This is a genomic window from Streptomyces sp. NPDC092370 (assembly GCF_044755265.1).
Classification (GTDB): Bacteria; Actinomycetota; Actinomycetes; order Streptomycetales; family Streptomycetaceae; genus Streptomyces.
The window spans coordinates 37,840-50,849 of record NZ_JBIVQO010000009.1 but is presented as its reverse complement, the minus strand read 5'-3'; the positions used below and the strand labels follow the sequence as shown (position 1 = coordinate 50,849).

Here is a 13,010-nt window from a genome sequence, read left to right as displayed (position 1 = left end):
GTTCCTGTGAAACCTCGGATCCGCGCAGCTCAGGGGCCGACGACCCGCACGCCCCCGCGTACGCAGCGCACGCTCAGCGGCATCGGCCCGAGTGGCTCCCCGTCGGCGTAGCCGGTGACGCCCTCGGCGGCGATCTCCACCCTGGCCGCCCGCACCACGGTCACCTTCGGATGCTCCACGTGCGTCCCCCGGTACACCCTCGGGAACACCCGCAGCAGCGTCCCGCGGCCGCAGTCCCCGACGACGGTGACGTCGAACAGCCCGTCGGTCAGGTCGGCGTCCGGGCAGATCCGCATCCCGCCTCCGTAGGAGGAGCCGTTGCCGACGGCCACCAGGGTCGCCTCGACCTCGCGGACCTCACCGTCGTCGAGCCGTATGCGATAGGGGACGGGCCGCAGCCCCGCGAGTTCGGAGATCATCGCCAGGTCGTACTTGAGGCGGCCGGTGGGCCATCGCATGCGGTTGCCCCGGTCGTTGACACGGGAGTCGAAGCCGGAGGCGAGGACCGTGCCGAACCAGCGTTCGCCGACCCGCCCGAGGTCGATGTCGCGGATCCGGCCGCGCTTGAGGGCGTCGGCGATCATGCGGCCCGCGGCGGCCGGCTCCCGCACGGGCAGGCCGAGGGCACGGGCGAAGTCGTTGCCGGTGCCGACGGCGACCAGGCCGAGCGGGATGCGGGTGCCGGCGACGGCCCGCAGAGCGAGGCTCGCCATGCCGTCGCCGCCGACGGCGATCAGCGCGCCGGTGCCCGCCTCGACGGCCGCACGCGCACGTGCGAGGGCGTCCGCGGCGTCCTCCCCGAGTACCGTACGGACCGAGAAGCCGGCCGCCCGCAACGCGGAAGCGGCCGGCTGCGCCGCGCGGGCGCCCCGGCCGCGGCCCGCGGTGGGGTTGACGAAGAGGGTGATCTCGCTGGTCACGCGACCGACCCTACGATCCGCCGCCTATCTTCAGGTCACGTCGTCATAACCGTTGACCCGCTCCGAGCGGTCCGCGCTCGCCTGCTCGGGCAGGGCGGCCCGGCTGGTGGTGACGGGCTCGATCTCGCCGATGTCGTCCGGGGTGAGGTCCAGCTCGGACGCCTCGTCGTCGGCCGGCCCTGCCGCGTCGCGACGGGCCCGTCGCCTGTCGTTCGCGAGGGCGATCCCGCTCGCTGCGAAGTACAGCACCCAGATGGGGCCTGCCAGGGCAAGCATGGAGATCGGGTCGGTGCTGGGAGTGGCGATCGCGGCGAACAAAGTGATGCCCATGATCATGGCTCGCCACCACCCGGCGATCTTCTTGCCGGAGAGGACACCGCCGAAATTCAGCATGACCAGCAGCAACGGCAACTCGAAGGAGAGCCCGAAGACGATGATCATCCGCATCACCAGCTGCAGAAGATCATCGAGAGGAAGCTGGTTGTCGCTGCCGATGATCGAGAACTCGAGCATCACGGACGCCATCTTGGGCAGCGACCAGTAGGCGAAGTACGCCCCCGTGAGAAACAGCGGGAATCCCGCGGCCACGAAGGCCAGCGAGTACTTCTTTTCGTGCCGGTGAAGGCCTGGCGCAACGAAGGCCCACAACTGGTACAGCCACACCGGAGCCGCGAGGGCCACACCCGAGGACAGCGAGACGGTGAGAGCGAGCGTGAACGGGCTCAGCAGGCCGTTCTGCACGATCCGCGCACACTGGGTGTCCTCGGTGCCCTTCGCCAGTTCGGCGAAGCTGTACTGGCATCCCACCGCATCGAGGATGGGATCCGTGAAGAACTGGATGATGTCCTTGTAGAAGAAGGCGGCGACCACTGTCGTGACGACGATCGCCAGCAGGCTCTTCACGAGCCGGTTGCGGAGCTCGCGAAGGTGCTCCGCGAGGGGCATCCGCCCCTCGGGATCCTTCTCCTGCTTGCGGGCAGACTTCAGCAACCCACGTTCCCATCTCGTGCGGCGGGCCGGAGGTCACCGGCCCTGCGTCAGCGCTTGGTCGTGTCCGTCGGCTCGTTGACCGGGCGCGAGCTGGTCACGTCACCGGGCGCTGCCTGGATGGTGCGCTGCGAGGGCTCGTCGTTGTTGGGCGGGCCGGCGGGGGTCGTGGAGGACTTGTTCTCGTCCTTCATCGCCTTGGCCTCGCTCTTGAGGATGCGGGCCGACTTGCCGAGCGACCGAGCCATGTCCGGAAGCTTCTTCGCGCCGAACAGCAGGATGATGACGACGAGGATGAGAATGATCTCGGGGGCTCCGAGCCTTCCGAACATAAGTCTTTACCTTCTCACCGAGGCGGCTGTGTGGGGTGCTGTCCGACCGGTCGGACACTTGTCCGAACGATCGTGCTGGCAGCGATCGTAACGCTCGGGGGTAAACGTGAGGCAATCCCTCTGCATCCCCTGTGCGTACTCCCGTCCGCGACCAGTGCCTCGTTAACCGGGCCGCGACCAGCAGAGTACCTGTACGAACCGTCGGCGTGACAGGGCGAAGTGTCCCGAAACGCAACTCCCTGCCGCGCCCGCCGGACGTCTCACAGAGCGTCGACGGAACGGGCGGCGCTCTCCGCGGCCCGCTCCAGGTCCTCCGCGGCCCGGTTGATACGGCGCGCCGAGTCCGTGACCTGCCTGCCCAGGCGCTGCGCCTCCACGAACACCCGCACGGCGAACACCCCGAGCACGACCAGACCCACAAAACCCACGGCAACCGCGAACATCGGCCAGAACATGACGCCGAGCCTAGACCTTCCCGACGGGGCGAACGCCCCGACCCACTAGACGGTGGAGTGCAGCCTGAGGGTCCGCACCCCACCGCCGGTGAGCAGTTCCACGATCCGCTCCCCCGCCGGCTTGCGGACGGACGCGCCGCACTCGGGGCAGGTGAAGGAGTAGAAGGTGGTGCGGCTCGTGGCACCGATGGCCAGGCGCAGGGCGCCCGCGGCGAGCTCGAAGCACCCCCGGCAGTCCGGGCAGCCCGCCCTGAAGACCACCGGGGCCACGCTTCTCATCCCGGCGAACGCGGACTCCGCCGTCATGCCCCCGACACCGGACGTCGCCGACTCGCTCAAGCCCTCGCTCCTCTTCCTGGGGTCGTTCGCCTCCGGAGCACCCCGGCCGGCGCCACGACCGGTGCCATGGCCGGCGTCCCGGCCCGGCCGTGCCCGGCCACGGATTCCGGCGGGCACCTGTGGCTCACTCGCGGCCGCCGCCCGGCCCGTCCGGGACCGGCTGCGGCCCGCCCGCATCGGCGGGCTCAGCGGCGCGAGCCGTCTTCACCGGCTCGATCCCGTCGTACGCCGCCAGCGCCTCGCGGGCCGCCAGCCGGGCGCTGTCCGCGAGCTCCGGCGGCGAGACGATCCGGCCGTCCCGGCCGAGCCGCAGCGCCAGACGCCGCAGCGACGCCGGTTCCGGGGTCCGCAGAGTGATACGCAGTCCGCCGTCCGGGAGCTCATCCGCACTGTCGTGCGGGTAGTACTCCGCGACCCAGCGACCACCGGGCCCGACCTCGACCACGACCTCCGGGTCCTCGGCCGCGGGCTGCACCAGCGCCTCCGAGAGGTCACGCAGCTCGATCTCGGGCGGCGCCGACGGCTCGTCCAGGATCTTGATCTCGGCGACCCGGTCGAGCCGGAAGGTGCGGCGCGCCTCGGAGCGGCGGCACCAGGCCTCCACGTACGTGTGCCCGACGCTGACCAGGCGGATGGGGTCGATCTCCCGCTCGGTGACCTCGTCGCGCGCGGGCGAGTAGTAGCGGATCCACAGTCGGCGGCGCTCGGCGATGGCCCGGTCGACGTCCGCGAAGACGCCGCCCTCGGACTCGAAGGTCACCGACAGCCGCGAGCTGGCGCCCGCCGCCTCGCCGGCAGCGGTCTCCACCTTGGCCGTCGCCCGCAGCAGCGCCTGCCGGTCGCCCTCGCGCAGGCCCGGCAGGGTGGAGACCGCCCGGGCGGCCACGAGCAGGGCGGTGGCCTCGTCGGCGGCGAGCCGGAGCGGCTCGGCCGCCTCGGCCGCGAGGGCGGCCGGGTTGTGCCACCAGATGCGCTCGCCGTCGGTGTCGATGTCGAGCAGGTCGCCGCCGCGGAAGCTGGTGCCGCACATGGGCAGGACGTCGAGGTCGGAGACGAGCTCGTCCTCGCTGATACCGAAGGCGCGCGCGACGTCCTCGACCCGGGCTCCGGGACGCTCCCTCAGATACGTCACCAGCGAGAGCATCCGCCGGGTCTGGTCGATGGCGTTCACGGGCCTGACCGGTTTGCCTGCCACTGTCTTTCCGCTCCCCCTCAGCCCTTGGCCACGGCGCGCAGCCGGTCCACCACGTCGGCCCGCAGCTCGGCAGGCTCCAGGACGACCACGTCCGGCCCGAACTCCACCAGCCAGGCGTCCAGCCCGTGGCCGTACGGAATCTCCAACTCGTCCCAGCCGTCCCCGAGTTCCCGAACGGAGGCGGCCTTCGCCCGCAGGGGGTACCCCGCGCCCGCGCGCAACCGGATCCGCGCCGAGCGGTCGGCCATCTCCCCGGCCCAGCTCGCGACGGTCTCCCGGACGGTGACGACGTCCGGCACGGGAGCGGTGTAGCGGCCGCCGCGCGAGCGGACCTTGCCGGTGATCCGGGAGAGCCGGAAGACCCGCTCGGCGCCCCGGTCGCGGTCCCAGCCCGCCAGGTACCAGTGGCCCCGCCAGCACTCCAGCGCCCACGGCTCCACGTGCCGCTGCTCGGGGTGGGCGGCGGTGGCCTTGCGGTAGTCGAAGGCGACGGGCCTGCGGTCCCGGCAGGCCAGCATCAGCGGCTCGAACGCCGCCTCGTGCACGGGGATGCGCGGTTCGAGCGCGCCGTGCGACCCGTACGGGTCGACGTCCTCGGGGAGTCCGGCGGCGCGCAGCTTCTGCAGGGCGCCGCTGGCGGCTGCGGCCAGCCGGGCCTGCTGCCACACCTTGGCGGCGAGACCGAGGGCGGCGGCCTCCTCGGCGTCGAGCGTGATGGGCGGGAGGCGGTTGCTGTCGCGGCGGGCCATGTAGCCGACGTCGCCGTCGAGACTCTCGACGGTCTCGATGACCAACCCGAGTTCCCTCAGGTCGTCCTTGTCACGCTCGAACATGCGGTTGAAGGAATCATCGGAGCCGGTCGCGCTGTTGCCCGGCCCGAAGGCCTCGACGTAGGCCTCGATGGAGTCGCGCAGTTCACGCTTGCTGAGCGGCCGACGCGTCCCGAGCAGACACAGCGCCAGATTCATCAGCCGCTCGGCCTTGGCAATGGCCATCGACGCGCTTCGCCTCCCTATGGTGCTTACGAGCGATGACCGTACCGCCACACGGTGGCACGGCAAAAGCCGAGGGCCCATGCCCGAACAGGCATGGGCCCCACATGATCGAGTCTGTTCGGATCCTGCTCAGACTCCGAGCAGGTCGACCACGAAGATCAGCGTCTCGCCGGGCTTGATCGCCGGGGTCGGGCTCTGATTGCCGTAGGCGAGGTGCGCGGGGATGGTCAGCTGGCGGCGGCCGCCGACCTTCATGCCCTGCACGCCTTGGTCCCAGCCCTTGATGACCCGGCCGCCGCCCAGCGGGAAGCGGAACGGGGTGCCGCGGTTCCAGCTGGCGTCGAACTCCTCACCCGTGCTGAAGGCGACACCGACGTAGTGCACGGTGACCGTCTGGCCGGCCTGCGCGACCGGGCCGTCGCCCTCCCAGATGTCCTTGATCTCGAGGTCCGCCGGGGGCTCGCCGCCCGGGAAGTCGATCTCGGGCTTGTCGATGCTCACTTCATCTCTCCTTGTTACGTGACCTGCGTCGAGGACAGTCTCACAGACCGGCCGGTCAGACCGTGCCGAGGATGTCCACCGTGAAGACCAGGGTGTTCTTGGCCAGCTCACTGCTCGGGCTCGCGCCGTAGCCGAGCGAGGGCGGGATCACCAGCAGCACGCGGTCGCCCACGTGCTTGCCGACGAGGCCCTTGTCCCAGCCTGCCACCACGGAGCCGTTGCCGATCTGGAAGGCGGTGGCGCCGCCGTGGTCCCAGGAGGAGTCGAACTTCTTGCCGTCCTCCCACTTGACCCCGGTGTACTGGGCGATCAGGCCCTGGCCGGCCTCGACCTTCTTGCCGTCGCCCTTGATCAGCACCTGCTCCTTGAGGTCCTTGGGAGCCTTCTCGCCCTTGGGGACGGCGATGTCCGCGGCCTTCTGCGACGGGGACTTCACCTCGGGCATGCCCGCCTCGGAGGGCACCTGCTCGCCCTTGGCCTCGGCCTTGACGTCGACGCTCGCGGCACCGACCGGGTCGACCACCCAGATCAGCACGTCCTTCGCGGCGATCCCGGAGGAGGTGTTCAGGCTCTGGCCGATCAGGTCGCCCGCGGTGCCCTGCACCAGGATCCGGCTGCCGGGCTTCTTGCCCTTCACCGCGTCGAGGACCTTCTCGGGGAGCTGCTGGCTCGGCTTGCCGATCTGCTCGATGGACTGCCGCCGGGGCGCCTTGTCACCCGTCGATCCCGCGGCCCAGGTACCGCCGAGCTCCTGGTCACCGCCCCACTTCTCGACGGTCCAGTCCAGGCGGACGAAATCCGAGCCCTTGATCGGGGTCCCGCTGCCCGCCGCGACCGTCTTGACCACGGTCTTGTCGGACGGCTTGCCGTCCTTGGGCACGGAGATCTCGGGCTTCGCCCCGACCTTCCCCTTGACCTCGGCGACGCCTCCCGCCGTGTCGCCGTTGTTCCCGTCGTCCGATCCGCACGCGGCGGTGAACAACAGGGCGGGAACGGCCAGCAGCGCGGCCACACGTCGTTTCGTGTTGTAGTTCATCAGTCCAACTGGGATCGGTGGTGTGGGGGCAATGGCCGCCACTCTACGGCGTACACGCTCCTCACTGGCCTCATCGCGCGACACCACGGCACCCGGGCGGCTCCCGTGGGGGCGGGTCGGGAACGGAAAGGGCCGATGCCCACAGGTCCGAAAACCTCCGGGCATCGGCTCCCAGGACTGGCCGGAACCGGCTCACATTCCGGCGATCAGCTTCTCCACCCGGTCGTCCACGGAACGGAACGGGTCCTTGCACAGCACCGTCCGCTGGGCCTGGTCGTTGAGCTTGAGGTGCACCCAGTCCACCGTGAAGTCACGGCGCTGTTCCTGGGCCCGCCGGATGAAGTCACCGCGCAGCCGGGCCCGAGTGGTCTGCGGCGGAACGGACTTGCCCTCGAAGATCTTCAAGTCGTTGCAGATGCGGGCCGCCTGGCCCTTCTTCTCGAGCAGGTAGTACAGGCCACGACGGCGGTGGATGTCGTGGTAGGCGAGGTCTATCTGCGCGACCCGTGGGTGCGACATGGTCATGTTGTGCTTGGCGCGGTACCGCTCGATGAGCTTGTACTTCATGACCCAGTCGATCTCGGTGCCGATGCGGTCGAGGTCCTCGGCCTCGATCGCGTCCAGCGTGCGGCCCCACAGCTCCAGGACCTGCTCGACGGTGCCGGTGCGGATGCCCCGGCGCTCGCAGAAGTCCAGGGCCTTCTCGTAGTACTCGCGCTGCACCTCCAGAGCGGAGGCCTCGCGTCCGCTGGCCAGGCGGACCTTGCGGCGGCCGGTGATGTCGTGGCTGACCTCACGGATCGCCCGGATCGGGTTCTCCAGGGTGAGGTCCCGCATCACCGTGCCCGCCTCGATCATGCGCAGTACCAGGTCGGTGGCGCCGACCTTGAGCAGCATGGTCGTCTCGGACATGTTGGAGTCGCCCACGATGACGTGCAGGCGGCGGTAGCGCTCGGCGTCCGCGTGCGGCTCGTCGCGCGTGTTGATGATGGGCCGGGAGCGGGTCGTCGCCGAGGAGACGCCCTCCCAGATGTGCTCGGCCCGCTGACTGACGCAGTACACGGCACCGCGCGGCGTCTGCAGCACCTTGCCGGCGCCGCACAGCAGCTGCCGTGTGACCAGGAACGGAATGAGAATGTCCGCGAGCCGGGAGAACTCCCCGTGCCGGGCGACGAGATAGTTCTCGTGGCAGCCGTAGGAGTTGCCCGCCGAGTCGGTGTTGTTCTTGAAGAGGTAGACGTCGCCCGCGATTCCCTCCTCGTGCAGGCGTCGTTCGGCGTCCACCAGGAGTCCTTCGAGAATGCGCTCGCCTGCTTTGTCGTGGGTGACCAGTTCGGTCACGTTGTCGCATTCCGGTGTCGCGTATTCCGGATGCGATCCCACGTCGAGATAGAGGCGGGCGCCGTTTCGCAGAAAGACATTGCTGCTGCGGCCCCATGACACGACACGGCGGAAGAGGTACCGCGCCACCTCGTCAGGAGACAGGCGGCGCTGTCCCCTGAACGTGCATGTGACGCCGTACTCGTTCTCCAGCCCGAAAATGCGGCGGTCCATGAGGGAACATTACGCCCGATCCCCTGAACTGAAACGGGGTTCGACGGCACGGTTTGGATCATTTTCCGAACCGGCCGCAACAATCGCCTCCTGGCCGGGAGCTGCGACTACCCTTCCTGTGGCGGTCAAAACCAGCAGAGACACGCCACCGGCGACAGCCGGCACGGCGAATCCCCACAGGGCCCCGCCCGTCTCGACCACGGGCCCCGCGACGCCCGTTCCGACCGAGTGGCCCACGGTGAACGTGGTCACCAGCCAGGAGAACGCCTCGGTGACCGTGCCCCGCGGGGCGTGCCGGTCGACCAGGACGAACGCGCAGGCGATGGCGGGCGCGAGGAAGACGCCGGCGAGCGCGGTGAGCGCCACCATGGGCACCGCGTCCGGCATCAGCATCAGCGGCAGATAACACACCACCAGAAGGGCCACCAGCACCCGCAGTCGCCGCGCGGGCTCACCGGCCCACTGGCGGGCCCCGTAGACGGCGCCGCCGACCAGCGCCCCGAAGCCCAGGGCGGCCATCAGCCAGCCGTACACGGCGTCCCCGCCGTGGTCGTCCGCGTAGGGCACCGAGGCGACCGTGATGGACCCGAGCGCCATCCCGACGAACAGGAACGCCGCCAGCAGCGCCAGCAGTCCGGGGGAGCGCAGCGCGCCCAGCCAGTGCGCCTCCCGCGGCGCCGACCGCCAGGCACGCGAGGGCTGCGAGACCACCACGGACAGCGCCCCCAGCACCCCGACCACGTTCAGCACGAGCAGCGCGGCCTGGGCCGACCACAGGGACATGCACAACGTCACGAGCAGCGGCCCGACGGTGAACATCACCTCCTGGGCCACGGCGTCCATGGCGTACGCGGTGTGCACCTGGTCCTCCCGCCGCAGGACGGAGGGCCACAGCGCGCGCAGCCCGCCCTCCAGGGGCGGCGTGAAGAGCCCGGCACCGGCCACGGCGGCATACGCGAGCGGCAGCGTCCCGATGCCCGAGAAGGCGAAGACCGCCATCGCCAGCGCGGAGAGGACGGCCGCCGGAAGCTGCACACGCGGCTGTCCGCGCAGATCCACGATCCGGCCCAGCACGGGCTGCCCGACGGCGTTGGCGACCCCGTAGACGGCCGCCAGCGCCCCCGCCAGGCTGTAGGTGCCGCCCTCCGCCCGGACGAACAGCACGATCGCGATGGCGGCCGTGGCGTTGGGCAGCCGACCGACCAGTGTGCCGACGAGCAGTCGGGCGGCGTGTCGCGCCCGAAGGATCTCCAGGTATCCCGTGGCCATGCCCCCGCCTAGGTTTTACGTATAACGTCGGCTTCCATACGTACCATGTCCGCTGTTCACGAGTCCAGACGAAAGAGCAGGCCGACGGTGGCACGAGGCAGCACCCGCCCCACGAGCCGGGACGTCGCCCAGGCCGCCGGCGTCTCCCAGGCGGCCGTCTCCCTGGTCCTCGGCGACAAATGGCGCGGCCGCGTCTCCGAGGCGACCGCAGAGCGCGTCCGCGAAGCCGCCCGCGACCTGGGCTACCGCCCGAACCTGGCCGCCCGCAATCTGCGCCTGGGCCGCACCCGCACGGTCCTCCTGGTCGTCCCGGCCCTCACCACGGAGTTCTTCGCCGGCGTCTACACGGGCGCCGCCCGCGTCGCCGCCGAGCACGGCTTCGGGGTGGTCCTCTACCCCTCCCCCGAGGGCATCGGCCCCGCCCGCGACCCCTTCGCCTCCGCGCAGTCCGCGCTGGACGGCGTCCTCGCCTCCTCCATGGCAGCGGACGCCCTGACCGCGATCCGCGGCGAGGCGCTGCCGCTGGTGATGCTGGACAGCGACCCCGAGGGCAGCCTGGGCGCGGCGACGGTGAACCTGGACATCGCCGACGGAATCCGCCAGGCAGCGGCTCACCTGCTCTCCCTGGGACACCGCCGCTTCCTCCATCTGGCGGCGGACGTCCCCTCCTGGACCTTCGACGTACGCGCCCGGGAACTGGCCGCGCGGCTGGACGAGGTACCGGGCACCTCGGTGCGCACGGCCCGCTCCCCCATCTCCATCGAGGCAGCGGTCACCGCCGCCGAAGCGGCCCTGACGGCTCCCGGCCCCCGTCCCACCGCCGTGATCTGCGACGACGACCAGCTCGCGGCCGGCACGTACAAGGCGGCCCGTCGGCTGGGCCTGCGCATCCCGGACGACCTGTCGGTCACGGGCGTCGACGACCTGGCCCTGGCCACGGCCATGGACCCGGAACTGACCACGGTCCACCTGAACGCCGAGCTCTTCGGCGAGCGGGGCATGCGGGCCCTGCTGGCCGTCCTGGAGGACCGCACGCCCGAGGGCGGGGACATCCCGGTCCACCTGGTGGTTCGGAGCTCCACGGCACCGCCTCGCTAGCGGTGGGGGCGTTGCCGCGGAGACCGGGTGGCCGCCGCCGGCCGCCCGCAGACAGCGGCGCGCCCCGGCCACAACCCGGCCGGGGCGCGTCGACCACGTCGGGACTACTCGGTGTCCTCCGGCGTCGAGTCCTCCGCACCGCCGCCGTCCGCACCGAGCAGCCGCGACAGCTGAGGGCCGCTGATCCGCTTGAACTTGCGCTTCTGCGGGCGCGTGCGGTCCAGCACCGCCACCTCCAGCCGCTCCGCGGGAATCTCCCGCTCGCTGCCGTTGGTGTCGCGGGACAGCGCCTGGACCGCCAGCTTCAGCGCCTCCGCGAGCGTCATGCCCTCCCGGTGGCGCTGGTCGAGATAGCTGCTGATCTGCTCGGCGTTGCCGCCCACCGCGACCGAGCCGTGCTCGTCCACGATGGAGCCGTCGTGCGGCAGCCGGTAGATCTGGTCACCCTCCGGGGTCTCCCCGACCTCGGCGACGACCAGTTCCACCTCGTACGGCTTCTCGGCGGCGCTGGAGAAGATCGTGCCCAGCGTCTGCGCGTACACGTTCGCCAGGCCCCGGGCCGTCACATCGTCCCGGTCGTAGGTGTAACCCCGCAGGTCGGCGTAGCGCACCCCGCCGATCCGCAGGTTCTCGTACTCGTTGTACTTGCCGGCGGCCGCGAAGCCGATCCGGTCGTAGATCTCGCTGAACTTGTGCAGCGCACGGGACGGGTTCTCGCCGACGAACACGATGCCGTCGGCGAACTGCAGCACGACCAGGCTGCGACCACGGGCGATGCCCTTCCGGGCGTACTCCGCCCGGTCGGCCATGGCCTGCTGGGGTGAGACATAGAACGGCGTCGACACCGGTTATCCGTCCCTCTCTTGAAGATTCCGTCGGTTCACAGGACCACCTTCACGAAGACGACCGCCGCTTACAGCAGCGCGGCCCGCGGCCCGTCGGGCTGCTCCAGCCGCCGCTCGAGAATCGAGCGTGCGATCTCGGACGCCTCGGTCTCGGTGAGCCGGCGGAAGCCGTCGTCGGTGATCACGGTGACGATGGGATAGATCCGGCGGGCGACATCGGGACCGCCGGTCGCCGAGTCGTCGTCTGCCGCGTCGTAGAGTGCCTGGATCACGAGTGTGGTGGCCTCGGACTCGCTGAGGTCGTCCCTGAAGAGCTTCTTCATGGCGCCCCGCGCGAAGATCGACCCGGAGCCGGTGGCCGCGTAGTTCAGTTCCTCGGAGCGGCCGCCGGTGACGTCGTAGGAGAAGATGCGGCCCTTGCCTCGGTCCACGTCGTACCCGGCGAACAGCGGCACCACGGCCAGGCCCTGCATGGCCATGCCGAGGTTGGAACGGATCATCGTCGACAACCGGTTCGCCTTGCCCTCCAGGGACAGCTGCGCACCCTCGACCTTCTCGAAGTGCTCCAGCTCCAGCTGGAACAGCTTCACCATCTCGACGGCCAGGCCCGCCGTGCCGGCGATGCCCACCGCCGAGTACTCGTCGGCCGGGAAAACCTTCTCGATGTCCCGCTGCGCGATGACGTTGCCCATGGTGGCCCGCCGGTCACCGGCGAGGACCACACCCCCGGGGAACGTCACGGCGACGATCGTGGTGCCGTGCGGCGCCTCGATCACGCCCTGCGTGGGAGGCAGTTGCCGGTTGCCGGGCAGGATCTCCGGCTGGTGCTCGGAGAGGAAGTCCATGAAGGAGGAGGACCCTGGCGTCAGGAAGGCAGCTGGTAGACGCCCGGTGCTACGAGTGTTGGCTTCCACGCGATTCCTTCCACGTATGCGACAGCCCGCCCTGTGACGTCGGGCCGATCCTTGGAACAACCCCGGTCCGGTTGCGACCGGGAGCTCGGTATGCCTCGGACCCTACCCGTCCTTCGGCGGTGATCCACATGCCCGGCGGAACCAACTCCGCCGGGGCGACGCCACACTTGCCGGGCGCGCATCCTCGGGCGGGCCGGCGCTGCGGACGCCACCGACGCCCGGAGCGCCGCACACGAGGGCACCACGTCAGGTACTGCCCCGCGCGCAGCGCTCCGCGCTCGGCTCGCCCGTCACTCAGGCACCCCGTTCACCTTCGGAAGGAAGGTCAGGCGCCTTACTGGCCACCCTTTTGCACGAAGGACCGCACGAAATCCTCGGCATTTTCCTCGAGTACGTCGTCGATCTCGTCCAGAACCGAGTCCACGTCGTCGTTCAGCTTCTCCTGACGCTCCTTGAGGTCCTCGGAACCCTGCGCGTCCTGCGCCTGCTCCTCGACCTCCTCGGTGGACCGGGTGGCCTTCTGCTGTCCGCCGCCGGTGTCCTTGGTCGCCATATCCCTCACCCCGCTCG

Annotated in this window: 15 protein-coding genes; 1 reads left to right on the top strand and 14 read right to left on the bottom strand. The window is 70.4% G+C overall.

All coding sequences use genetic code 11. From position 1 onward, the window contains the following. Positions 1–29: 29 nt before the first annotated feature. From ACIQHQ_RS25470 to ACIQHQ_RS25420, 11 genes are all read right to left on the bottom strand, one after another. Positions 30–920 (bottom strand): diacylglycerol kinase, encoded by an 891-nt coding sequence (locus ACIQHQ_RS25470; RefSeq protein WP_402615457.1) that lies wholly within the window; start codon positions 918–920, stop codon positions 30–32. A 30-nt stretch (positions 921–950) separates the two neighbouring features. Beyond that, positions 951–1,910, bottom strand: coding sequence for a twin-arginine translocase subunit TatC (gene tatC, locus ACIQHQ_RS25465; protein WP_402615454.1), 960 nt, complete (start codon positions 1,908–1,910; stop codon positions 951–953). Between the two features lie 47 nt (positions 1,911–1,957). Further along, positions 1,958–2,239: a Sec-independent protein translocase subunit TatA gene (gene tatA, locus ACIQHQ_RS25460; protein ID WP_033311911.1), complete on the bottom strand. Its 282-nt coding sequence runs from the start codon at positions 2,237–2,239 to the stop codon at positions 1,958–1,960. Between the two features lie 260 nt (positions 2,240–2,499). Next, positions 2,500–2,694 carry a hypothetical protein gene (locus tag ACIQHQ_RS25455; protein ID WP_391002545.1) on the bottom strand — a complete coding sequence of 65 codons (195 nt, stop codon included), beginning with the start codon at positions 2,692–2,694 and terminating at the stop codon, positions 2,500–2,502. Positions 2,695–2,739: 45 nt separating this feature from the next. After that, positions 2,740–3,033: a hypothetical protein gene (locus ACIQHQ_RS25450; protein WP_402615450.1), complete on the bottom strand. Its 294-nt coding sequence runs from the start codon at positions 3,031–3,033 to the stop codon at positions 2,740–2,742. 124 nt (positions 3,034–3,157) lie between these two features. Next, a complete protein-coding gene (locus ACIQHQ_RS25445; protein ID WP_402615447.1) occupies positions 3,158–4,228 on the bottom strand; it encodes a helix-turn-helix transcriptional regulator in 1,071 nt (356 codons plus the stop codon). A gap of 17 nt (positions 4,229–4,245) precedes the next feature. Continuing rightward, complete coding sequence (locus ACIQHQ_RS25440; RefSeq protein ID WP_402615444.1) at positions 4,246–5,223, bottom strand: helix-turn-helix transcriptional regulator; 978 nt, start codon at positions 5,221–5,223, stop codon at positions 4,246–4,248. Between the two features lie 129 nt (positions 5,224–5,352). After that, complete coding sequence (locus ACIQHQ_RS25435; RefSeq protein ID WP_019754140.1) at positions 5,353–5,724, bottom strand: FKBP-type peptidyl-prolyl cis-trans isomerase; 372 nt, start codon at positions 5,722–5,724, stop codon at positions 5,353–5,355. A gap of 55 nt (positions 5,725–5,779) precedes the next feature. Next, positions 5,780–6,760, bottom strand: a complete 981-nt coding sequence (locus tag ACIQHQ_RS25430) for an FKBP-type peptidyl-prolyl cis-trans isomerase (protein WP_402615440.1) — start codon at positions 6,758–6,760, stop codon at positions 5,780–5,782. Between the two features lie 192 nt (positions 6,761–6,952). Continuing rightward, a complete protein-coding gene (gene pafA / locus ACIQHQ_RS25425; protein ID WP_031106199.1) occupies positions 6,953–8,314 on the bottom strand; it encodes a Pup--protein ligase in 1,362 nt (453 codons plus the stop codon). 9 nt (positions 8,315–8,323) lie between these two features. Next, on the bottom strand, positions 8,324–9,583 hold the full coding sequence (locus ACIQHQ_RS25420) for an MFS transporter (protein ID WP_402615437.1): 1,260 nt from the start codon (positions 9,581–9,583) through the stop codon (positions 8,324–8,326). Positions 9,584–9,628: 45 nt separating this feature from the next. Between ACIQHQ_RS25420 and ACIQHQ_RS25415 the strand changes: the two genes are divergently transcribed. Then, positions 9,629–10,681 (top strand): LacI family DNA-binding transcriptional regulator, encoded by a 1,053-nt coding sequence (locus tag ACIQHQ_RS25415; protein WP_402615435.1) that lies wholly within the window; start codon positions 9,629–9,631, stop codon positions 10,679–10,681. Between the two features lie 104 nt (positions 10,682–10,785). On the opposite strand, the gene prcA is transcribed toward ACIQHQ_RS25415, so the two are convergent. The 3 genes from prcA to ACIQHQ_RS25400 form a co-directional block, all read right to left on the bottom strand. After that, positions 10,786–11,526: a proteasome subunit alpha gene (prcA, locus tag ACIQHQ_RS25410; RefSeq protein WP_402615433.1), complete on the bottom strand. Its 741-nt coding sequence runs from the start codon at positions 11,524–11,526 to the stop codon at positions 10,786–10,788. A 68-nt stretch (positions 11,527–11,594) separates the two neighbouring features. Then, positions 11,595–12,440, bottom strand: a complete 846-nt coding sequence (prcB, locus tag ACIQHQ_RS25405; protein WP_402615431.1) for a proteasome subunit beta — start codon at positions 12,438–12,440, stop codon at positions 11,595–11,597. 334 nt (positions 12,441–12,774) lie between these two features. Next, positions 12,775–12,993 (bottom strand): ubiquitin-like protein Pup, encoded by a 219-nt coding sequence (locus tag ACIQHQ_RS25400; protein ID WP_283971741.1) that lies wholly within the window; start codon positions 12,991–12,993, stop codon positions 12,775–12,777. Between the last annotated feature and the right edge of the window lie 17 nt (positions 12,994–13,010).